Raw genomic sequence first — 21180 nt, 5'->3', positions numbered from 1 at the left:
GCGTACCCCGATGAAGCTTGGCGCTGCCGTACTCAGCGCAGCCCTGCTCCTCACCACTTCGGTCCAGGCTCAAGCCGCTGACACGAACTGGTGTGTCCACCCTGGAGCTTGACCTTCAGATCACCAGGGACGGCCGCGAAGTCATTACCCATGACCGCAAGATCAGCAACAAGAAGTGCCTCGACACAGCGCCGGTCACGCCGAGCGACCCCCAGTTCCCCTATGTGGGCAAGTACATCAAAGACCTGACGTTTGAGCAGGTCCGCAGCCTTGACTGCGGTTCGCTCACCCAGCCACAATGCCCCGGCCAGACGGCGTCCCCCGGTGCCAAGATGCCCACCCTGGCTGAGGTCTTTGCGCTCGTCGACGCCCACCTGGCCAGCCAGGTGAAGTTCAACATCGAAACGAAGGTCGAAGCCGGCGCCCCGGCACAAACTGCCCCGCGGGAGCAGTTTGTCGATGTCGCACTCCGGGAAATCAAGGCCGCCAGGATGCAGCACCGAGTCTCCATTCAGAGCTTCGATTGGGGCTCATTGCGCCTCGTCCAGGAGCGGGATCCGCAGATCCGTACGGTGGCCCTGACCAACAAGGACTTCTTGCAGGCCGGCCAGCCGGGCAGCTCGCCGTGGCTGGGCGGTATTGATGCGGACGACTTCGGCGGAGACCTCATCGCGGCGGCGTCCTCGCTGGGTTTCGACGCCGTCTCGCCTGTGCATGGTACGCCGCAAAACGGACAGGTCACCGACCCCGGCTACGTCCCCTACGTTGCCGCGGACATGGTGGAGCGTGCGCACGCCGCGGGGATGCAGGTCATCCCGTGGTCTGTGGATGACCAGCCCACCATGCGGGCTCTGATCGACGCCGGAGTTGACGGGATCATCACCGACTACCCGGACCGGCTCCGCGATGTCATGGCTGCTGCCGGAATAAAGCTGCCGCACCGCTTTTAGTCCCGTCCGGGCGATTCCGACCCGCCGTCACTGCGTTTCCCTGCTCAGCGGACCGGCTGTGCAGTGAAACGCAGTGACTTCTCCGGTAACATCGACTTAGCAGCTTTGACCCGGCCATCACCGGTGAGCTTCCGGAAGAACGCTCCGGCGCAAGGATCAGCACGCGCCAGGGCCGGTAGAACCGGACGGGTAAGCCCGTCACAGCAGTAATGAGCGGCCGGCGCACCAACAAGCTTCCCCCGGAGCACGGTGGAGTGCCGGTAAGTGAGGTGGTACCGCGGTAAGCGTGCAGTCCCAGGACAGCACACGAGCCGTCCTCGCATCCTGAACGGAACCATCCAGCAACGGCTGAGTGGTTCACCAGCTCAACCCAGGATGTCGAGAATGACGTATTACCCCAAAGCCTCAGCCTCCCCTTCGGCTGCAGTTTCGAGCGGCGCTGCCGCCGGTGTCTCCGCCTCCGTGAAGTTCCCGGAGATCGAAGAGCGCATCCTGAAGTACTGGGACCAGGACGGCACTTTCCAGGCCAGCATCGACCAGCGCAGCGCCGACGCCCCCGGCGGGCAGCCCGGCAGCAACGAATTCGTCTTCTACGACGGACCTCCCTTCGCCAACGGCCTGCCGCACTACGGCCACCTCCTGACCGGGTACGCCAAGGACCTCGTGGGCCGCTACCAGACACAGCGCGGCCGCCGCGTGGAACGCCGCTTCGGCTGGGACACCCACGGACTGCCGGCTGAACTGGAAGCCATGAAGCAGCTGGGCATGACGGACAAGACCCAGATCGAGGCCATGGGCATCGACAAGTTCAACGACGCCTGCCGTGCCTCCGTGATGAAGTACGCCGATGAGTGGAAGAGCTACGTCACCCGCCAGGCCCGCTGGGTGGACTTCGATAACGATTACAAGACGCTCAACGTCGAATACATGGAATCGGTCCTGTGGGCGTTCAAGCAGCTGCACGAAAAAGGCCTGACGTACAACGGCTACCGTGTGCTGCCGTACTGCTGGAAGGACGAGACGCCGCTGTCCAACCATGAGCTCCGCATGGACGACGACGTTTACAAGAACCGCCAGGACCAGACTGTCACGGTGACGTTCCCCATCACGGCAGGGGAGTCGGCGCTGTCGCAGCAGCTCGCCGGCGTCCAGGCGCTCGCATGGACCACCACGCCCTGGACGTTGCCCACCAACCTGGCGCTCGCCGTCGGGCCTTCCATCACCTACGCCGTTCTGCCCGCCGGACCCAACGGCGTCAAGGCTGCTTCGCCGGACGCGCCCGTCACCGGCAGTTTCCTCCTGGCCGCGGACCTGCTGGCCGCGTACGCCAAGGACCTGGGCTATGAGGATGTGGACTCCGCCGAGGCTGCAGTGACGTCAACCCACACCGGCGCCGACCTTGAGGGCCTGGCCTACCAGCCGCTCTGGTACGACTTCAGCGACGACGAAAAGTACGGCACCCAGAACGCCTGGCGCTTCCTCGTGGCCGACTACGTCACCACCACCGACGGCACCGGCATCGTCCACCAGGCTCCCGCCTACGGTGAAGACGACCAGAAGGTCTGTGAAGAGGCCGGCATCCCGGTGGTCCTGTCCGTGGACGAAGGCGCCAAGTTCCTGCCGCTGTTCAGCCACGGCGACCTGCACGACATCGCCGGGCTTCAGGTGTTCGAGGCCAACAAGCCCATCACCCAGGTGCTGCGCGCCCAGGGCCGCCTGGTCCGCCAGGCCAGCTACGAGCACAGCTACCCGCACTGCTGGCGCTGCCGCAACCCACTGATCTACCGCGCCGTGTCCTCCTGGTACGTCGAGGTCACCAAGTTCAAGGACCGCATGTCCGAGCTGAACCAGGACATCAACTGGATCCCGGGGAACGTCAAGGACGGCCAGTTCGGAAAGTGGCTCGCCAACGCCCGCGACTGGTCCATCAGCCGCAACCGCTACTGGGGCAGCCCCATCCCGGTGTGGCAGTCCAGCGACCCGGAATACCCGCGCACCGACGTCTACGGCTCCCTGGCCGAGATCGAGGCCGACTTCGGCCGCCTGCCGCTGAACAAGGCCGGTCAGGTTGACCTGCACCGGCCGTTCATCGACGAACTGACCCGCCCCAACCCCGACGACCCCCGGACCCCCGCAGAGGGCCAGTCCGTGATGCGCCGCGTCGAGGACGTCCTGGACGTCTGGTTCGACTCCGGCTCCATGCCCTACGGACAGGTGCATTACCCGTTCCAGAACGAAGCATGGTTCGACACGCACAACCCCGCGGACTTCATCGTGGAGTACATCGGCCAGACCCGTGGCTGGTTCTACATGCTGCACATCCTGTCGACGGCCCTGTTTGACCGACCGGCCTTCCGGAACGTCATCAGCCACGGCATCGTGCTGGGCTCGGACGGGCAGAAGATGTCCAAGAGCCTGCGCAACTACCCGGACGTCTCTGAGGTCCTGGACCGCGACGGCTCCGACGCCATGCGCTGGTTCCTGATGTCCAGCCCTATCCTGCGCGGCGGCAACCTGGTGGTCACCGAGCAGGGAATCCGCGACGGCGTCCGCCAGGTCATCCTGCCCCTGTGGAACGTTTACAGCTTCTTCACGCTGTACACGAACGCTGCTGACGGCGGTAAGGGTTACGACGCGAAGCTCCGCTACGACGGGTACGCCGACACCCTGGACCAGTACCTGCTGGCCAACACCGGCGACCTGGTCCGCAACATGACCGCACAGCTGGACAGCTACGACATCTCCGGCGCCTGCGACGAACTGCGCAGCTACCTGGACATGCTCACCAACTGGTACGTCCGCCGCAGCCGCCAGCGCTTCTTTGACGAGAGCGCTGACGCGTTCGACGCGCTGTACACCGCGCTGGAGACCGTGTCCCGCGTGGCCGCGTCGCTGCTGCCGCTGGTCTCCGAGGAGATCTGGCGCGGCCTCACCGGCGGACGCTCCGTGCACCTGGCCGACTGGCCGGACGCGGTCCTGTTCCCGGCCAACGCTTCGCTGGTGGAAGCGATGGACCGCGTGCAGCAGATCTGCTCCACCGGATCCTCGCTGCGCAAGGCCGCCAACCTGCGCGTCCGGCTGCCGCTGCAGGAACTGACCGTTGTGGCACCCGGCGCGGATGCGCTGGGAGGCTTCGCCGCCGTCGTCGCCGATGAACTGAACCTGCGCTCCGTGCGCCTGCTGGACGCGGAGAGCGCCTCCCCGCAGGAGTTCGGCATCGAGCAGAAGCTCGTGGTCAACGCCCGCGCCGCGGGTCCGCGCCTGGGCAAGAACGTCCAGCAGGCCATCAAGGGCGCCAAGTCCGGTGACTGGTCGGTTTCCGATGCTGGAGTGGTCATCGCCGGAGGCCTGGAGCTGGAACCCCAGGAGTACACGCTGGAGACAGTGGTGGCAGAGTCCGACGGCGGATCGGCCTCAGTAGCTGTCCTGCCGGGCGGCGGATTTGTGGTGCTCAATACCGAGGTCACGCCCGAACTTGAGGCCGAAGGGACTGCGCGTGACATGGTCCGCGCCATCCAGCAGGCACGCAAGGACGCCGCACTGAATGTGAGCGACCGGATCCACACCACCGTCACGGCGGTTCCCACCGTGCTCGACGCGCTGCTGGCCAACGCCGAGTTGGTCAAGACCGAAACCCTGACCCTGGAGCTGGCCACCGTTCCGGCTGAGTCAGGCGAACCACGCATCACCGTCGAAAAAGCAGAGGCCTGAGCTATGACTGACGAATTCTCCGTGGAAAGTGTCTACGCCGAGTTGCTGGGGCGTGCGCCGGAAAACAAGATGGAGCCGCGTCTGGCGCCGCTGTTCCGCGCCATGGACGTGCTGGGGGAGCCCAACAAGGCGTTCCCGATCATCCACGTGACCGGCACCAACGGCAAGACCTCCACGGCCCGGATGATTGAGGCCGGGCTGCGCGCGCACGGCCTGAGTACCGGCCGTTACACCAGCCCGCACCTGTCCAAGGTCACCGAGCGGATCAGCATCGACGGCCACCCCGTCTCTGACGAAACATTCGTCCGGATCTGGGACGAGATCCGCCCGTACCTTCAGATCGTCGACGACGAGCTGACCGCTGCGGGGGAGCCCCGGCTCACGTACTTCGAGTGCCTGACCATCCTGGGCTTCGCGATCTTCGCGGACCAGCCGGTCAACGTGGCCGTGATCGAGGTGGGTCTGGGCGGCATCACCGATGCCACCAACGTGGGCGACGGCCTGGTTTCCGTGGTCACCCCCATTTCCCTGGACCACACGGACCTGCTGGGCGATACGACCGAGGACATTGCCTACGAGAAGGCCGGCATCATCAAGCCCGGCGGTTACCTCATCAGTGCCTCGCAGCCCGTTGATGCTGCGCAGGTGCTGCTCGAGAAAGCCAAGGAGGTGGCAGTCCCGTTCCGGTTTGAAGGCGTGGAGTTCGGCGTCGAATCCCGGACGGTTGCCGTGGGCGGCCAGGTAGTGAGCATTCAGGGCATCGCCGGCCGGTACCCTGAACTGCTGCTGCCCCTGCACGGCGCGCACCAGGCCCAGAATGCAGCCGTGGCAGTGGCAGCCCTCGAGGCCTTCTTCGGCGGCGAGAAGGAACTTGACGCCGAGGTGCTCCAGGAAGCCTTCGCATCCGTCACGTCCCCGGGCCGCCTTGAGGTTGTCCGTACGGCGCCCACCATCATTGTTGACGCGGCCCACAACCCGGACGGCATCAGGGTCTCGGCCGAGGCCATCCAGGAGGCCTTCAGCTTCACCCGGCTGGTGCCGGTAGTGGGAGTCCTGAAGGAGAAGGACGCCGAAGAGATCCTGCGCCAGCTCAAGGAATCCCTGGGCGAGATCGCCCAGGAATACTGCTTTACCCAGTCCAACTCGCCACGGGCAGTACCCGCAGCCGAACTTGCCGAACTAGCCGTGGAAATGGGCTTCGGCGAAGACAACATCCACATTGCTGAGAAGCTCGACGACGCCCTGGAGTGGGCCGTGGAACGCGCCGAAGCCAACGACGACCTCTCCGGCGGCGTGCTGGTGACGGGGTCCATCACCCTGGTGGCGGAAGCCCGGATCCTGCTCGGAAAGACGGAGGCCTAGCCTTGGCCAAGCTGACCAAAGCCCAGCGCGAATGGCGCCCGGGAATGCCCAAGAAGCGCCGGTCCACCAAGGTGATGTTTGCCTCCACCGTCCTGCTGCTTGAAGCGTTTGTGGTCTTTTTCGCAACGCTGGCCGTCTTTGGACTCAGGCGCGGCGAGTTTCCGCCGGCGCTGATCCTGGGCATCGGCATCGCGCTGAGCGTAGTGATGATCCTGGCCTGCGCGGTGCTGTCCAAGCCCTGGGGCGTGGGTCTGGGCTGGATCCTGCAGATTGTGCTCATCCTGACGGGCATAGTTGAGCCCATGATGTTCCTGGTTGGCGCGCTGTTCGGCCTGGCCTGGTGGTACGGAATCCGCACCGGCATCAGGATCGATTCCGAAGCCGCAAAGCGCGAACGCGAACAGGCCGAGTGGAACGCGTCGCAGGGGGACGCCCCGGAAGCCTCGTAGAATTGTCCCGAAACCCACCCATTACGCATTGGAGCAGCTATGACCATTGAGCGCACCCTGGTACTGATCAAGCCCGACGGCGTTGCCCGCAACCTCAGCGGCGCCATCCTGGGCCGCATTGAGGCCAAGGGCTACACCCTCGCTGAACTGAAGAAGGTTGACGCCAGCCGGGAACTGCTGGAGCAGCACTACGAAGAGCACGCGGGCAAGCCGTTCTATGAGCCCCTTGTTGAATTTATGCTCAGCGGACCGGTTGTGGCCGCGATCTTCGAGGGCCACCGCGTCATTGAAGGCTTCCGGTCCCTGGCCGGCACCACCGACCCCACCACTGCGGCTCCCGGCACCATCCGTGGCGATTTCGGCCGCGACTGGGGCCTGAAGGTCCAGCAGAACCTGGTCCACGGCTCCGACTCCGTGGACTCGGCCGAGCGCGAAATTAAGATCTGGTTCCAGGACTAACGTCCACCCGCCAACTGTGCGAACGGACACTTGAGTCCACAGCGCGAACGGACACTTGAGGCCCCGGGAAACCGGGGCCTCAAGTGTCCGTTCGCGCTTGTTCGTTCGCGCTTTTTTGTGCGTCTGGTGCGGGGCTCGCGTTAGAAGCCCGAAGTTCCGGCAAACACCTGGATGAAGGCGAAGAAGATGGTGGCGATGACTGCCACGTAAAGCAGCGCCGTGATGATCCAGCCCGATTCGCCCAGCACCCGTGCAGTACCTGCCGGGACGGGGATGATGCCATGGACGACGTTGCGGATGGTTACCCAGACGAAGAGCGGGATCATCGCGGCCCAGACGATCATGCAGAACGGGCACAGAACATGGATGTCGTAAAGTGCCTGGGACCAGAGCCACACCACAAACGCGAAGCCGAGCGTCACGCCGGCCTGGAGTCCTGCCCAGTACCAGCGTGCGAACGTGGCGCCTGAGAGCAGGGCCATGCCCACGGTGATGATGACGGCGAACGCGACGATGCCAATAAACATGTTGGGGAACCCGAACGCCGAGCTCTGCCACGTCTGCATGACCTGGCCGCAGGAGATCCACGGATTAACGTCGCAGGCCGTTACGTGATTCGGATCCTCGAGGACAGCGAGCTTTTCCAGGACCAGCGCCCCCGAGGCCAGCCAGCCGATGGCGCCGGTGATGACCATCAGCCAGCCGAGGGGCCGGTTACGTGCCATCGGCGGCACGGTCCCGGGCGTGGCGGGCAACGGCTCCGCCGCAGGGGAGGCAGCCGGCGTGTCGGTGCCGTGGGAGGAAATGCTTGGCATGGTGTGTGGCGTCCTTTGCTTCGGGTGCTCCTTGCCCCGATTGTAACGCCGGTAACTGGAAGCAGCATTCAGTCAGCGCCCTCAGGTACCGATCTGTTGCCGGTGGTTCCGCCGTCTTTCAGCCCGGGTGTGAGAGAATGTACATGGCTGGAGGCCGACCCACATTCGGACTCCGGTCCGGTGGCTTGTTTCAAGACCGCCAATGATGAGCAGGGCAGGCTTCGGATTCTCTGATCCGGCTTCCCGCAATTCCATTGGTCGGCACCTGGTTGTGGCGTGTAGAACAACGGGTTTCAGGACACAGCCGACGGCTCCCACGGGCTGCCGCACCCCTCTGCCGGTGCGAACCTGGGAGTATCCACTTGACTTCTGTCAACGCCTGCGGGTTTGACAATATGTGCCCCAATGGGTGCCGGATGTGGGGGTACGTCAGGGGCAGGAGTGTTGCCACATATGGAAAACGAACAAGCACCAGCCGTTAATGATGAAGCCGTCGCCGAGGCTACGGAAGCGCCCAAGAAAGTCACCCGGACGCGTCGGAAGGCAGTGCCGAAGGCCGCAGAGCCCGCACCCGTGACTGACGCCGACGCCCAGACTGAGCCTGCGGCAGATGCCGCACCAGAGCCTAAGGCGCCGGTGCGCCGGACCCGTGCACGTAAGACGGTGGTCGCCGCCGAACCGTTGCCGGCCTTCGCCGTTGAGGTTCTGGAAGCACCAGCCGCCGTTGTTACCGAGACCGCCGTAGAGACTGCCGCGGTGGAGACTGCCGCCGTCGAATCCGCGACCCCTGAGGCTGCAGCGGAGACCAAGCCTGTCCGCCGCCGCCGCGTGGCCACCCGCAAAACCTCGGCCCCCGACGTCGCTCCTGCGGCCGTAGAACAGACAGCTCCGGAGCAGGCAGCCCCTGAAACTGCAGCAACGCAGGCCCCGGAAGCAGAGGAGGTCGCCGCTGCGGCGGCCGCCGCGCCCGCAGCAGCCGCCGTCGCCCCCGTCAACGCTGCCCCGGTCAACGCTGCCGCCGCGCCGGCTGAAGAGCCAGCTTCTGCTGAGACTGCCAGCCCGTTCAGTTCACTGTTCCTTGAGCCAGCGTCCACCACATCCGTACTTTTTCAGGCCCCTGACCTCAGCACCGTGGTCCGCCCCGCGCCGGTTGCTGCCGTGGTTGAAGAGCCGGAAGAGGACGACGTCGAAGAAGGCGAAGCGGACGACGCCAACGGCCGCCGCAGGCGCCGCAGCCGTGGACGCCGCGGGCGTAGCCGCACCGGCGAAAGCGATGCTGACGCCGATAACGAAGGCGACGACGGCGCAGCCGAAGAAACCGATGAGGACTCCGCCGGGCAGGCCGATGAGGGCGTGACGTCCCGTCGTCGCCGCCGCCGCCGCCGTGGCGACCAGGACCTGGAACTGACCGGAGGAGAAGGCGACGACCCGCCCAACACGGTGACCCGCGTCCGCGCGCCCCGCGCCGCCACCGAAGCGCCGGTCAACAACCGCGTCACGTCCGTCAAGGGCTCCACCCGCCTCGAAGCCAAGAAGCAGCGCCGCCGCGAATCCCGCGACACCGGCCGCCGCCGCACAGTCATCACCGAGGCCGAATTCCTGGCCCGCCGTGAATCCGTTGACCGGCAGATGATCGTCCGCCAGCGCGACGACAGAATCCAGATCGGCGTCCTTGAAGACGGCGTCCTGGCCGAACACTTTGTCTCCAAGACCCAGCAGGACTCCCTGATCGGCAACGTTTACCTCGGCAAGGTGCAGAACGTCCTGCCGTCCATGGAAGCGGCGTTTGTTGACATCGGACGCGGCCGCAACGCCGTCCTGTACGCCGGTGAAGTGAACTGGGAAGCCGTTAACCTCGAAGGCAAGCAGCGCCGGATCGAAAACGCGCTCAAGTCCGGCGACACCGTCCTGGTCCAGGTCACCAAGGATCCCGTGGGCCACAAGGGTGCACGCTTGACCAGCCAGATCTCGCTGCCCGGCCGCTACCTGGTCTATGTGCCCGGCGGCTCCATGACCGGCATCTCCCGCAAACTGCCCGACGTCGAGCGCAACCGCCTCAAGCGCATCCTCAAGGACCGCCTCCCGGAGCACGCCGGCGTCATCGTCCGCACCGCTGCCGAAGGCGCCTCGGAAGAGGAGCTCACGCACGACATCAACCGGCTGCGCGCGCAGTGGGAGGGCATCGAAAGCCAGTCCACGTCCACCAAGATCCTCGCGCCGGAGCTGCTCTACGGCGAACCTGACCTCACCATCAAGGTGGTCCGTGACGTCTTCAACGAGGACTTCTCCAAGCTGATCGTCTCCGGTGAAGAGGCCTGGGACACCATCGAGGCCTACGTCACCTACGTGGCCCCGGACCTCGTGGGCCGCCTGGAAAAGTGGACCAAGGACCAGGACATCTTCGCTGCGTGGCGGATCGATGAGCAGATCCACAAGGCCCTGGAACGCAAGGTCTTCCTGCCTTCGGGCGGCTCGCTGGTCATCGACCGCACCGAAGCCATGACCGTGGTGGACGTCAACACCGGCAAGTTCACCGGCAGCGGCGGCAACCTCGAGGAAACCGTCACCAAGAACAACCTCGAGGCAGCTGAAGAAGTGGTCCGGCAGCTCCGGCTCCGCGACATCGGCGGCATCATCGTCATCGACTTCATCGATATGGTCCTCGAATCCAACCGCGACCTGGTCCTCCGCCGCATGGTGGAATGCCTGGGCCGCGACCGGACCAAGCACCAGGTGGCCGAAGTGACCTCGCTGGGCCTCGTGCAGATGACGCGCAAGCGCATGGGCACCGGGCTCCTGGAAGTCTTCGGCGAGCAGTGCGAAACCTGTGCAGGCCGCGGGATCGTCACCCACGACGACCCCGTGGAACACCGCCGCGCCAATACGGTAGCCGCAGAGCACCACGTGCAGCGTGTGGACAGCCGCCCGGAAACCCAGCGCACCGATAACATACGCACCGACAGCCAGCGCCCGGACAGCCAGCCGGGTGGCCGCACTGACCGGAAGCGCCGCCGCGGACGCGGCGGACAGCCGCTGGAAACGGTACCGGCAGCTCCGGTGCAGATCCACACGGTCCACCCGGAAGCCAGCGATGCCGAGCGCCATGCGAAAGCGGAGGCCACGCGGGCAGCGCTTGCGAACATTGCGGCCGCAGCCCACGCTGCGCATCTGCATGACGACGAGGTGGCTCACGCATCCGCTGCCGCGGGCCGGCAGCCTGCGGCTCCGGTGCCGGCTCCGGTTGGGCAGTCCGAAACCGACTCCAACGGCCGCCCGGCCGCAGTGCTGACATTCGGCGGCGAACAGGTGGTGCTTCCGTTCGTGGCGCACCACGATGACCAGCCGCACGCACCTGCCCTGACACTTGACCGCCTCGCGGAGGCCTTCGCCCACCTTGGCGAGCCGGCACCTGTAGCGGAAAGCACGCCGTCGGCAGTCCAGGCAACTGAAACCCAGTCGGCCGAACCTGCCCGCCAGCGGCAGCCAGCCGTGGCGGAGAAGGATTACTCCGACCACACCGAGGAGCCCCGCGCCCGCCGTCCCCGGCGGAACCGGAGTGCCAGCCGTGCCCAGGGCGCAGCCAACGCCACGTCCGTAGAGCATCACGAAGCCGCTCCGGCGGCTCCCGCCGGACACACCCACGCCGCCAAGGCGCCGGAGCCCGTCAAGGCTCCTGTGGCCGACAAACCGGTTGCCGCCAACGCGCCCATCATCCTGGGCGTAGGAGTTCCGGCCTCGGAGCTCTGACCAAGCAGTAGGGCAAGCCAATACAACGGCGCCCGGACGTGCCTGTGAATCACAGGCTGCGTCCGGGCGTCCGGCGTTAAGTCCCGGGGAGCGCTAGGCTGGTGACTGACACGGGGTGCCGCGCAGAGAGCCGGCTGAGATCCACACCCGTTGAACCTGTCCGGTTAGCACCGGCGAAGGGATGTCTCCTTTGGCTTCAACTTCTGTCCTTCCCCCTGCAACACCCGCGGCGGCTCTGCTGGAAGCCCCAGCAACCCGGGCTGAGGTCCGGCCCGCACCAGGCCGCTCTTCTGCGGTCCGGGTGTTGCGTGACGTTCCGCGGGTGCTGTCCATTGCCGGATCGGACCCTTCAGGGGGCGCGGGCGTCCAGGCCGACCTCAAAAGCATTGCCGCCCTTGGCGGCTACGGCATGGCGGCCATCACCGCGCTGACGGTCCAAAACACCCAGGGGGTCCAGGCGGTTCACGTCCCGCCTGCGTCCTTCCTGGGCCAGCAGCTTGATGCCATCAGCGACGACATCACCATCGACGCGGTCAAGATCGGCATGCTGGGCGACGCTGCGGTGATAGGCGTGGTCCGCGACTGGCTGGAAAAGGTGCGTCCCGCCGTCGTCGTTCTTGATCCGGTGATGGTGGCCACGAGCGGCGACCGGCTGCTGCAGGAGTCTGCCGAGGCGGCCCTGCGGGAGCTGCTCCCGCTCGCGGACCTGATCACCCCCAACCTGGCCGAACTGGCCATCCTGGTGGGGGAGCCGCAGGCGAGGGAATGGCACGACGCGCTCGGGCAGGGGCAGCGGTTGTCCGCCGCGACCGGTGCCACCGTACTGGTCAAGGGCGGCCATCTCGACGGCGGTGCGTGCCCGGATGCCCTGGTCAACGCTGCCGGGCTGCTCGCCCAGGAGGTGGTGGAGGTGAGCGGGGACAGGATCCCCACGCGCAACAGCCACGGCACCGGCTGCTCGCTGTCATCGGCCATTGCCACGGCTCAGGCCCGGCTGGGGGACTGGGAAGCCGCATTACGGCAAGTGAAGCCCTGGCTGGTGGGCGCGCTGCAGGCCTCTGACCAACTTGAGGTGGGCGCGGGCAACGGCCCCATCAACCACTTCCACCACATGCAACAGGTTCCGGCAGCCGGCGAGTTCGCAGAGACGCTGCGCCGGGCGTCGGAGCCGGATCTTGCAGCCATCTACGGGCTGGATTTCATCCGCGACCTGGAGGCCGGCACATTGGCTGAGGAACAGTTTGCCTATTACCTCGCCCAGGACGCCATCTACCTCAACGGCTATTCGCGGGTCCTCGCCCGGGCCAGCGCGCTGGCGCCCACGGAAGCCGCCCAGCTGTTCTGGGCAAAGTCGGCCCAGCAATGCCTTGAGGTCGAGTCCGAACTGCACCGCACGTGGCTAAGCACCAGGACAGTGGACTCCGTCCTGGGACCTGTCACCAAGTCCTACGTGGACCACCTGCTGGCGGCCTCTGCCTCCGGCAGCTACGCGGTCCTCGTGGCGGCGGTACTGCCGTGCTTCTGGCTGTATGCCGAAGTGGGACAGACTCTCCACGCGGAGTTCCTGGCTGCGGGTGCACCGGCAGCACATCCTTATGCCGACTGGCTCCGGGCCTATGCTGACGAGGATTTCGCCCAGGCCACGCGTGACGCCATCGCCTTGGCTGACGACGCCGGCCGGAGTGCTTCCGCGGATGAACGGGCGGCGATGCTGGTGGCTTTCAGGCAGTCGTGCCGGTTCGAGGTGGAATTCTTCGACGCGCCGCGAATTCATTCCTGACAGGCTGCGGCCCTTGCGGCCTGTACGATAGTCAGGCACGGTTTTGGATTGTCAGTGCAGTACCTGCTTGTGGGTCCTATCACAGACAACCTGCCGTAACCAGCCTCATTTGCGGCCGAAGGCAAAATTAGCGTATTCTAGATCTTCGGTGCTTACGCCAACACTTGGGTTACGACCCCACGGCGTTGAGGCACAGCGAGAACCCAGCCAACTATGGAACAGGGTTCAGCACGCAAATTTAGTAATAAACGTCGAGAGAAGTGAGTTCCCAAGTGGTGTACGCGATTGTCCGCGCAGGCGGCCGCCAAGAGAAGGTTTCCGTTGGAGACTTCGTTACCCTGAACCGCGTCCCCGGTGGAGCCGGCAGCACCTTTGAGTTGCCCGCACTGCTCCTGGTAGACGGTGACAAAGTCACCTCTGCCGCTGCGGACCTGGCCAAGGTAACGGTTACGGCTGAGATCCTCGAGGACCTCCGTGGTCCGAAGATCGTCATCCAGAAGTTCAAGAACAAGACCGGTTACAAGAAGCGCCAGGGTCACCGTCAGGAATTGACCAAGGTCAAGATCACGGGTATCAAGTAACTCTTCGTTACTGTTCAGGTTCTTCAGCAGATTCCCCAGAATTTAAAGGCAGGCATTTCAAATGGCACATAAAAAAGGCGCGAGTTCCACTCGCAACGGTCGTGACTCCAACGCCCAGTACCTCGGCGTCAAGCGCTTCGGCGGCCAGGTAGTTTCCGCAGGCGAGATCATCGTTCGCCAGCGTGGCACCCACTTCCACCCGGGCGCCGGCGTTGGGCGTGGCGGCGACGACACACTGTTCGCACTGGCCCCGGGAGCCGTCCAGTTCGGCACCCGCCGTGGTCGCCGCGTTGTTAACATCGTTGCTGCTGCAGCTGCAGAGTAACAAATAGTTCTGAAGCGGTGGAGCGGGCCATTTTGGTCCGCTCCACTGTTCTTTTAACCGCATTACAATCGTCTTGGCGCCTTTGGGCGTACAGGAAACAGCACTGAGGAGATCCACGTGGCGAGCTTTGTAGACCGGGTAGTACTGCACGTATCCGGCGGTACCGGCGGCCACGGATGTGTCTCCGTCCACCGGGAGAAGTTCAAGCCCCTCGGCGGTCCCGACGGCGGCAACGGCGGCGACGGCGGCGACGTCATCCTGCGCGTCGATCACCAGACCACCACGCTGCTTGACTACCACCACGCCCCGCACCGCCACGCCACCAACGGTGGCCCCGGCATGGGTGACTGGCGCGGTGGCAAGAGCGGCGAGACCCTCATCCTGCCCGTACCGGACGGCACCGTGGTCAAGTCCAAGGACGGCACCGTCCTGGCGGACCTGGTCGGCGAAGGCGCCGAATATGTGGCGGCCGCCGGCGGCCTGGGCGGCCTGGGCAATGCCTCGCTGTCCTCGCAGAAGCGCCGTGCCCCGGGCTTCGCCCTGCTGGGCATCGAGGGTGACGCCCGCGATATTGTGCTGGAACTGAAGTCCATCGCCGACATCGCGCTGGTGGGTTTCCCCTCTGCCGGCAAATCCAGCCTGATCGCGGCCATGTCCGCCGCGCGGCCCAAGATCGCCGACTACCCCTTTACCACGCTGATCCCGAACCTGGGCGTTGTCCAGTCCGGAGATGTCCGCTTCACCATTGCCGACGTCCCGGGCCTCATCGAGGGCGCCAGCGAAGGCAAGGGCCTTGGCCACCACTTCCTGCGCCACGTCGAGCGCTGCGCAGCCCTGGTGCACGTGCTGGACTGCGGCACGCTTGAATCGGACCGTGACCCGTTGGCAGACCTGGCCATCATCGAGGCCGAGCTGGAAAAATACTCCGTGGACATGAGCTACGCGGGTGCCGACGGCGAAGTGGTTCCGCTGAACCATCGTCCGCGTCTGGTGGCCCTGAACAAGGTGGACCTCCCGGACGGCAAGGACATGGCTGAATTTGTCCGCCCTGAACTCGAGTCACGCGGCTACCGGGTCTTCGAGATCTCGGCTACCAGCCACGAGGGTCTCCGCCAGTTGGGCTTCGCCATGGCGGAAATCGTCCAGGCTGCACGTGCCGCCCTCGCGGCCGCCCCGCCCAAGGTCCAGCCGCCCATTCTGCGGCCCCGCGCGGTCAATGAGTCCGGTTTCAAGATCCGCCGCGAGGAGAAGAACCTCGAGCCGCTCTTCCGCGTCCTGGGCGACAAGCCCGTCCGTTGGGTCAAGCAGACCGACTTCACCAACGAGGAAGCCATCGGCTACCTCGCCGACCGCCTGGCCAAGCTCGGCGTCGAAAACGAATTGTTCAAGCAGGGCGCCACTCCGGGCGACACCGTGGTGATCGGCGAGGACGACGGCGTCGTCTTCGACTGGGAACCCACCATGATGGCCGGCGCCGAACTGCTGGCGGCACCGCGTGGAACCGACGTCCGCTTCGCCGACATCGGCGACCGGCCCACCCGCGGGCAGAAGCGGGACGAGCAGGTGGAACGCCGCGAGGCCAAGGCCGCCGCCCGCGCCGAGCTCGAAGCCGAGCGCAAGGCCGGGATCTGGACCGAGTCGGTCAGCGGCCGCCGCGTTGCCAAGCCGGTCAAGGAGAGTGGACTGGGCGCAGAAGATGACCAGTAGCTCCGTCACCGCGGTCCCGCGCAAGCGGACCGCGGACCGTAGTGTGCTCTCGGATGCCCGCAGGATTGTTGTTAAGGTCGGCTCATCGTCGCTGACCAGCATCAAGGGCGGCATCTCGGAAGAATCGCTGACCGCCCTCGCCGATGCGCTGGCAGCCAAGCGGAACTCCGGGACCGAGATCATCTTGGTGTCTTCCGGTGCGATCGCAGCTGGCCTGGCACCGCTGGGTCTCGCCAAGCGGCCACGGGACCTGGCTACGCAGCAGGCCGCGGCCAGCGTGGGCCAGGGACTGCTCATGGCCCGTTACACCCAGGCGTTCGGTGCCCACGGCGTAACCGTCAGCCAGGTGCTGCTCACCGCCGATGACCTGATGCGCCGAAGCCAGCACACCAACGCCTTCCGTGCCCTGGACCGGCTCCTCAACCTTGGCGTGGTACCGGTGGTCAACGAAAACGACACCGTGGCCACGCACGAGATCCGCTTCGGTGACAACGACCGCCTTGCGGCCCTGGTGGCCCACCTGGTCCGCGCCGATGCGCTGGTGCTGCTCTCTGACGTCGACTCCCTGTATGACGGTCCGCCGTCGCACGGTGCCAAGCGGATTCCGCTCGTGGAAGGTCCGCACGACCTCGACGGCGTCACCATCGGCAAGGCAGGCAAAGCCGGCGTGGGAACCGGCGGCATGACCACCAAAGTGGAAGCCGCCACCATCGCGGCCGGTTCAGGGATCCATGCCCTGGTCACGTCCACCGCCAACGCCGCCGCCGCCCTGGCCGGCGAGGACGTTGGCACCTGGTTCAAGGTCAATGGCGCCCGCAAGCCGGTCCGGCTGCTGTGGCTTGAGCACCTTGCCTCCGTGCATGGCAGGCTGATTCTCGACGACGGCGCCGTCAAGGCAGTGCGCCACCGCCGCACTTCGCTGCTTCCGGCCGGCATCTCCGCGGTGGACGGCGATTTTGAGGCGGGCGACGCCGTTGAAATCGTCAGTGCCGACGGCACCGTCGTTGCCCGCGGCCTGGTCAACTATTCCGCCGCGGAACTGCCCCAGATGCTGGGACGGTCCACCAAGGAGCTGGGCAAGGCGCTGGGCCGCGGATATGACCGTGAAGTTGTTCACGTTGACGACCTGGTGCTGGTCTGAGCCTGCGGCTCGCCTAAACTTGGATCATGACTGAGGCACTGATTCACAACACTCCTGCGATTTCCGGGGATACCACTGCGGTTCCCGCTGCCCCGGAAGCGCCTGCATCAGCTGCCGTTCCGTTGTCTGCCGAGGACGTCGAAGCGGCGGTCCATGCCATCGCCGACCGTTCCAAGCACGCGGCCCGCCGGATGGCGAGTGCCAACAGGGCATGGAAGGACCGTGGCCTGCGCGCCATCGGAACGGCCCTGCTGGCGCGGAAGGACCAGATCCTGGCCGCCAACGCCAAGGATGTTGCCGCCGGCAAGGCCAACGGCACCTCGGCGGCCATGCTGGACCGGCTGACGCTTACTGACGCCCGCATTACCGGGCTCGTTGACGCCCTGGAAAACCTGGCCAACCTGCCCGACCCGGTAGGCAACGTGGTCCGCGGCCAGACGCTGCCCAACGGTCTCCGCCTGCGCCAAATCAACGTGCCCATGGGTGTTGTCGCAGCCATTTACGAGGCCCGGCCCAATGTCACCGTTGACATCGCCGGTCTCGCGCTTAAGAGCGGCAACGCCGTTATCCTCCGCGGCGGCACCGCCGCTGCAGCCACTAACGACGCCTTGGTCCACGTTCTCCGCGAAGCCCTGGACGGTGTGGGGCTTCCCGCCGATGCCGTGCAGACAGTGGACCAGTACGGGCGGGAAGGCGCGAATGCGCTGATGCGGGCCCGCGGCCGGGTTGATGTCCTGATTCCGCGCGGGGGCCGGGACCTGATCCAGTCCGTGGTGTTGAACGCCGCCGTGCCGGTCATCGAGACCGGCGAGGGCAACGTGCATATCTTCATCGACGAATCCGCCAGCGAGGACATGGCGGTGGAGATCCTGCTGAACGCCAAGACCCAGCGGCCCAGTGTCTGCAACACCGTGGAGACGCTGCTGGTCCATTCGCGGTCCACCGTGCTGCCCGCCGTCGCCGCCGCGTTGCGCGCCGCCGGGGTCACCCTCCACGCCGACGAGCGCATCCGTGCGGCACTGCCTTCATCCGTTGAGTCCGTGCCGGCAACGGATGAGGATTGGGGAACCGAGTACATGGACCTGGACCTCGCCGTCGCAATGGTGGACAGCCTGGATGACGCCGTCAAGCACATCCGGACCTGGTCCACAGGCCACACCGAAGCGATCCTCACCAACAACCTCGCCAACGCGGAGCGGTTCATCGCCGAGGTTGACTCTGCCGCGGTCATCGTCAACGCGTCCACGCGGTTTACCGACGGCGGCGAGCTGGGCCTCGGTGCCGAGGTTGGCATCTCCACGCAGAAGCTGCACGCCCGCGGCCCGATGGGACTGACGGAGCTCACCACCACTAAGTGGATCGTGCAGGGCGAGGGCCAGGTCCGCGGGTAGCAACGCGGTAATATAGACAGAAGTCCGGAACGGCGGGACAATCCGCTGCCACATCCTTGAACCCTAGGGGAGAAAATGCTGCTCCAGCAGATCGCCATGACCGTTGCCGAAGGCGGAGAACACGCACCCGCTCCGATCTGGGCTGAGCCGTGGGTGTTCGGCGTATCCATTTTCGCCATCCTGCTGGTGATGATGTTCGTTACGCTCTCCTACTCGAACCTAGGCAACCGGCACACCGTAACGGATGAGCACGCCGATCCGCACCGCCAGCACCCCAACAAGCACGACCACGGCCAAGGCCACTGAAATTTCCCGTGTTCTGCACCGTGACGGTGCGCAAAGGCGGCTGCGGCTGGGCGTGATGGGCGGGACGTTTGATCCCATCCACCACGGCCACCTTGTTGCAGCCAGCGAAGTGGCCGCCAAGTTCGGCCTGGATGAAGTGGTCTTTGTCCCCACCGGGCAGCCGTGGCAAAAGTCGCACAAGCAGGTCAGTGAGCCTGAGCACCGCTACCTCATGACGGTGATCGCCACGGCATCGAACCCCCGCTTCACCGTCAGCAGGGTGGATATTGACCGGCCCGGTCGCACGTATACCATTGATACCTTGCGGGATCTCCGGACCCAACGTCCAGATGCGGATCTGTTCTTCATTACCGGTGCGGATGCACTGGCGCAGATTCTGTCCTGGAAGGACATCGACGAGCTGTGGTCACTGGCCCATTTTGTCGGTGTGACACGGCCGGGACATGTGCTTGATGGCATGGGCCGCAAGGACGTCAGCCTCCTTGAGGTGCCTGCCATGGCCATCTCGTCCACGGACTGCCGTGTCCGTGTAGCCGGGAACAACCCCGTCTGGTACCTCGTGCCGGACGGAGTGGTCCAATACATCGCCAAATATGGTCTGTACGCCGAGGGATCAGATCCCGAGGACGTCCGAACTACCGAAACAGACGAGCCAGCCAGTACTGAATGAGTCCTCAATGAGTCAGGAAAAGCCCCCCGTCCGCAGCCGCCGCGAACTGCGGCAGGCCAGAGATGAGAACACGGCTCCCGGGTCCAACGGCCCGGGCCAGGTTTCGCCTGCCCCAAAACAACGGCGCGCGGCTGACGCCGCGGTGGATTCCGTCCCAGAGCAGTCCCAGGCGCAGCGGTCCTCGCAGATCCGGGCCCGCGACCGCGCGGCGCTGCGTGCCATCAAGGAACTCGAGGAGAAAGAGGGCCAGCTTTCCGCAGGCGGCCCTCCCACCCGCAGGCAGTTGCGGCTCCAGCAACTGAAGGAACAGGCCGTCACCTCGGCCAATCCCATCATTCCCGCTCCCATGGGGCAGCCTTTGCCAAGCCAACCTGCGCCGAGCCAATCTGGGCAGAGCCAACCCGCGCCGAGCCGGCCTAAGCCAGGCCAAGCCCAACCGGGTCAAGCGAAGCCAGCCCCATCGAAGCCAGGTCACGACACTGCTGTATCCGCCGATATGGCCGGGCCCGCCGCGCCGGCGAACGGTGCAGGTGTTCCGGCTGGCATGAGCGTGGAGCAGGCACTCGCAGCCCGCACGCTTATTGCCGAGCAGGCCAAGAACCAGCTGGCCAAGATGGAACACATCGCCTCGCTGGACCCCGAAGCAGTGGATCCGGACATCCTTGCGGAACAGATCGCCTTGGCCGAGCGCGCGGCGGTGCTTAACCGCCGGGCGATGGCCAAGCGGAAGCTGGCCGAGCAGGCCGCCCCTGCACAGCCAGTATCAGCACCCACGCAGGCTGCCAATCCGCAGGCCGCGGCCACCCAATCCGTTCCCCCGGCGGGCCCGGCCACCGCCGACAACCTGGCCATGGTGACGCCGCTGGAATTCGTGCAGGTGCCCGGCGTCGATCGTCCTGTGATGAAACCCCCGGCGACCTCCTACGTGCCGCTGGCGACCCAGGCCGGACCTAAGGTCCGGCCTGGCGGCAAGGGCCGCCGGCCGTCCAATACGTCCAAAGAGCCGGCCGCGGGTTCTGCGCAGGCGGTCGCTTCGGGCCGTTCTCGGGTGATCGCCCGTGCGGAAGCTGCTGCCAGGGCCGCCGCGGCACCGAAGCGCGTCGTCCCCGTCCAGCCCATCGTGGCCGATACACCAGTGGGGGAGCCGGACGATCTGTTCGATGAGCTGCCGCGCATCCCGGCACGGTCAGCACACGGGCTGGAGCCGCTGGATGCGGCAACGGCCGGCCTGGCCCGTGCGAAGCGGCTCAGGCTTATGCAGGTCCTCGTCCTGGCTTTTGGGATCGTGGCCCTTATTTCCGGCGTTATCCTCATCGTCAGCGGCATCTCCAGCTGACCAGGCAACGCCCTTTTACGAAGCTTTAGAAAACTACAAGGAGTCCCATGACTGCAACAGATTCATCCATCGCCATTGCCCGCCAAGCCGCCAAGGCAGCCGCGGACAAGATTGCCCACGACATTGTGGCCCTCGATGTCAGCGAACGGCTGGCACTGGCAGACGTCTTCCTCATCGCATCCGCGCCGAGCGAGCGCCAGGTCAACGCTATCGTTGACGGCATCGAAGAAGAACTATCCAAGCAGGACCTCCGTCCGGTACGCCGCGAAGGCCGCTCCGGCGGGCGCTGGGTACTGCTGGATTACTCGGACATCGTCATCCACGTCCAGCATGAAGAGGATCGCGTTTTCTACGCCCTGGAGCGCCTGTGGAAGGACTGCCCGGTAGTTGACCTGCAGCTGGGCGAAGACACTTCAGCCAAGGCGACGGCGGCCTCCGACTCCGAATAGC

The 21180-nt window shown here is 65.6% G+C and carries 17 protein-coding genes and 1 riboswitch; of the genes, 16 read left to right on the top strand and 1 reads right to left on the bottom strand.

Going from position 1 to position 21180, the window contains the following annotated elements; translation table 11 throughout:
• Nucleotides 1-92 precede the first annotated feature (92 nt).
• The 5 genes from NG701_RS07025 to ndk all read left to right on the top strand — a co-directional run bounded on the left by NG701_RS07025 (nucleotide 93) and on the right by ndk (nucleotide 6931).
• Nucleotides 93-950 carry a glycerophosphodiester phosphodiesterase family protein gene (locus tag NG701_RS07025; RefSeq protein ID WP_374208661.1) on the top strand — a complete coding sequence of 286 codons (858 nt, stop codon included), beginning with the start codon at nucleotides 93-95 and terminating at the stop codon, nucleotides 948-950.
• Nucleotides 951-1334: 384 nt separating this feature from the next.
• A complete protein-coding gene (ileS, locus tag NG701_RS07020; RefSeq protein WP_252565709.1) occupies nucleotides 1335-4661 on the top strand; it encodes an isoleucine--tRNA ligase in 3327 nt (1108 codons plus the stop codon).
• Between the two features lie 3 nt (nucleotides 4662-4664).
• Nucleotides 4665-6023 (top strand): bifunctional folylpolyglutamate synthase/dihydrofolate synthase, encoded by a 1359-nt coding sequence (locus NG701_RS07015; protein ID WP_252565706.1) that lies wholly within the window; start codon nucleotides 4665-4667, stop codon nucleotides 6021-6023.
• A 2-nt stretch (nucleotides 6024-6025) separates the two neighbouring features.
• Complete coding sequence (locus tag NG701_RS07010; RefSeq protein WP_252565703.1) at nucleotides 6026-6472, top strand: DUF4233 domain-containing protein; 447 nt, start codon at nucleotides 6026-6028, stop codon at nucleotides 6470-6472.
• A 39-nt stretch (nucleotides 6473-6511) separates the two neighbouring features.
• Complete coding sequence (ndk, locus tag NG701_RS07005; protein WP_252565700.1) at nucleotides 6512-6931, top strand: nucleoside-diphosphate kinase; 420 nt, start codon at nucleotides 6512-6514, stop codon at nucleotides 6929-6931.
• Between the two features lie 140 nt (nucleotides 6932-7071).
• Here the strand turns inward: ndk and NG701_RS07000 are convergent, their stop codons facing one another.
• A complete protein-coding gene (locus tag NG701_RS07000) occupies nucleotides 7072-7746 on the bottom strand; it encodes a vitamin K epoxide reductase family protein (RefSeq protein WP_252565697.1) in 675 nt (224 codons plus the stop codon).
• 453 nt (nucleotides 7747-8199) lie between these two features.
• On the opposite strand from NG701_RS07000, the gene NG701_RS06995 reads away from it, so the two are divergent.
• From NG701_RS06995 to rsfS, 11 genes are all read left to right on the top strand, one after another.
• Nucleotides 8200-11493 carry an Rne/Rng family ribonuclease gene (locus NG701_RS06995; protein ID WP_252565694.1) on the top strand — a complete coding sequence of 1098 codons (3294 nt, stop codon included), beginning with the start codon at nucleotides 8200-8202 and terminating at the stop codon, nucleotides 11491-11493.
• A 101-nt stretch (nucleotides 11494-11594) separates the two neighbouring features.
• Nucleotides 11595-11692: riboswitch (TPP riboswitch) on the top strand.
• On the top strand, nucleotides 11675-13273 hold the full coding sequence (gene thiD, locus NG701_RS06990) for a bifunctional hydroxymethylpyrimidine kinase/phosphomethylpyrimidine kinase (protein WP_252565691.1): 1599 nt from the start codon (nucleotides 11675-11677) through the stop codon (nucleotides 13271-13273). Its footprint overlaps the riboswitch before it by 18 nt.
• Before the next feature lie 272 nt (nucleotides 13274-13545).
• Entirely contained in the window at nucleotides 13546-13854 is a 309-nt protein-coding gene (gene rplU, locus NG701_RS06985) for a 50S ribosomal protein L21 (RefSeq protein ID WP_018773353.1), read from the top strand.
• Nucleotides 13855-13915: 61 nt separating this feature from the next.
• Nucleotides 13916-14179, top strand: a complete 264-nt coding sequence (rpmA, locus tag NG701_RS06980) for a 50S ribosomal protein L27 (RefSeq protein WP_056340543.1) — start codon at nucleotides 13916-13918, stop codon at nucleotides 14177-14179.
• A gap of 117 nt (nucleotides 14180-14296) precedes the next feature.
• Nucleotides 14297-15886: a GTPase ObgE gene (gene obgE / locus NG701_RS06975; RefSeq protein ID WP_058932215.1), complete on the top strand. Its 1590-nt coding sequence runs from the start codon at nucleotides 14297-14299 to the stop codon at nucleotides 15884-15886.
• The gene (gene proB, locus NG701_RS06970) at nucleotides 15876-17027 is read left to right on the top strand and encodes a glutamate 5-kinase (RefSeq protein ID WP_252565688.1); all 1152 of its coding nucleotides are present in this window, start codon (nucleotides 15876-15878) and stop codon (nucleotides 17025-17027) included. The genes obgE and proB overlap by 11 nt, the downstream gene beginning before the upstream one ends.
• A 26-nt stretch (nucleotides 17028-17053) precedes the next feature.
• Nucleotides 17054-18418, top strand: coding sequence for a glutamate-5-semialdehyde dehydrogenase (locus tag NG701_RS06965; protein WP_252565685.1), 1365 nt, complete (start codon nucleotides 17054-17056; stop codon nucleotides 18416-18418).
• Between the two features lie 75 nt (nucleotides 18419-18493).
• Complete coding sequence (locus tag NG701_RS06960; RefSeq protein ID WP_056340536.1) at nucleotides 18494-18724, top strand: hypothetical protein; 231 nt, start codon at nucleotides 18494-18496, stop codon at nucleotides 18722-18724.
• Complete coding sequence (gene nadD, locus NG701_RS06955) at nucleotides 18663-19394, top strand: nicotinate-nucleotide adenylyltransferase (protein ID WP_256468649.1); 732 nt, start codon at nucleotides 18663-18665, stop codon at nucleotides 19392-19394. The genes NG701_RS06960 and nadD overlap by 62 nt, the downstream gene beginning before the upstream one ends.
• 7 nt (nucleotides 19395-19401) lie before the next feature.
• Nucleotides 19402-20730 (top strand): hypothetical protein, encoded by a 1329-nt coding sequence (locus NG701_RS06950; protein ID WP_252565682.1) that lies wholly within the window; start codon nucleotides 19402-19404, stop codon nucleotides 20728-20730.
• Between the two features lie 47 nt (nucleotides 20731-20777).
• Nucleotides 20778-21179 carry a ribosome silencing factor gene (gene rsfS, locus NG701_RS06945; protein ID WP_058932218.1) on the top strand — a complete coding sequence of 134 codons (402 nt, stop codon included), beginning with the start codon at nucleotides 20778-20780 and terminating at the stop codon, nucleotides 21177-21179.
• Nucleotide 21180 lies beyond the last annotated feature (1 nt).

The organism is Pseudarthrobacter cellobiosi, assembly GCF_023913815.1.
Lineage (GTDB): Bacteria > Actinomycetota > Actinomycetes > Actinomycetales > Micrococcaceae > Arthrobacter > Arthrobacter cellobiosi.
The sequence above is the reverse complement of the archived record's forward strand: the minus strand, read 5'-3'. Positions and strand labels throughout refer to the sequence as shown.

Coding starts and splice junctions, on each gene's coding strand:
- ileS (WP_252565709.1), top strand. CDS start 1,335: ATGACGTATTACCCCAAAGCCTCAGCCTCCCCTTCGGCTGCAGTTTCG.
- NG701_RS07015 (WP_252565706.1), top strand. CDS start 4,665: ATGACTGACGAATTCTCCGTGGAAAGTGTCTACGCCGAGTTGCTGGGG.
- ndk (WP_252565700.1), top strand. CDS start 6,512: ATGACCATTGAGCGCACCCTGGTACTGATCAAGCCCGACGGCGTTGCC.
- NG701_RS07000 (WP_252565697.1), bottom strand. CDS start 7,746: ATGCCAAGCATTTCCTCCCACGGCACCGACACGCCGGCTGCCTCCCCT.
- NG701_RS06995 (WP_252565694.1), top strand. CDS start 8,200: ATGGAAAACGAACAAGCACCAGCCGTTAATGATGAAGCCGTCGCCGAG.
- thiD (WP_252565691.1), top strand. CDS start 11,675: ATGTCTCCTTTGGCTTCAACTTCTGTCCTTCCCCCTGCAACACCCGCG.
- rpmA (WP_056340543.1), top strand. CDS start 13,916: ATGGCACATAAAAAAGGCGCGAGTTCCACTCGCAACGGTCGTGACTCC.
- proB (WP_252565688.1), top strand. CDS start 15,876: ATGACCAGTAGCTCCGTCACCGCGGTCCCGCGCAAGCGGACCGCGGAC.
- NG701_RS06965 (WP_252565685.1), top strand. CDS start 17,054: ATGACTGAGGCACTGATTCACAACACTCCTGCGATTTCCGGGGATACC.
- NG701_RS06960 (WP_056340536.1), top strand. CDS start 18,494: ATGCTGCTCCAGCAGATCGCCATGACCGTTGCCGAAGGCGGAGAACAC.
- nadD (WP_256468649.1), top strand. CDS start 18,663: ATGAGCACGCCGATCCGCACCGCCAGCACCCCAACAAGCACGACCACG.
- NG701_RS06950 (WP_252565682.1), top strand. CDS start 19,402: ATGAGTCAGGAAAAGCCCCCCGTCCGCAGCCGCCGCGAACTGCGGCAG.
- rsfS (WP_058932218.1), top strand. CDS start 20,778: ATGACTGCAACAGATTCATCCATCGCCATTGCCCGCCAAGCCGCCAAG.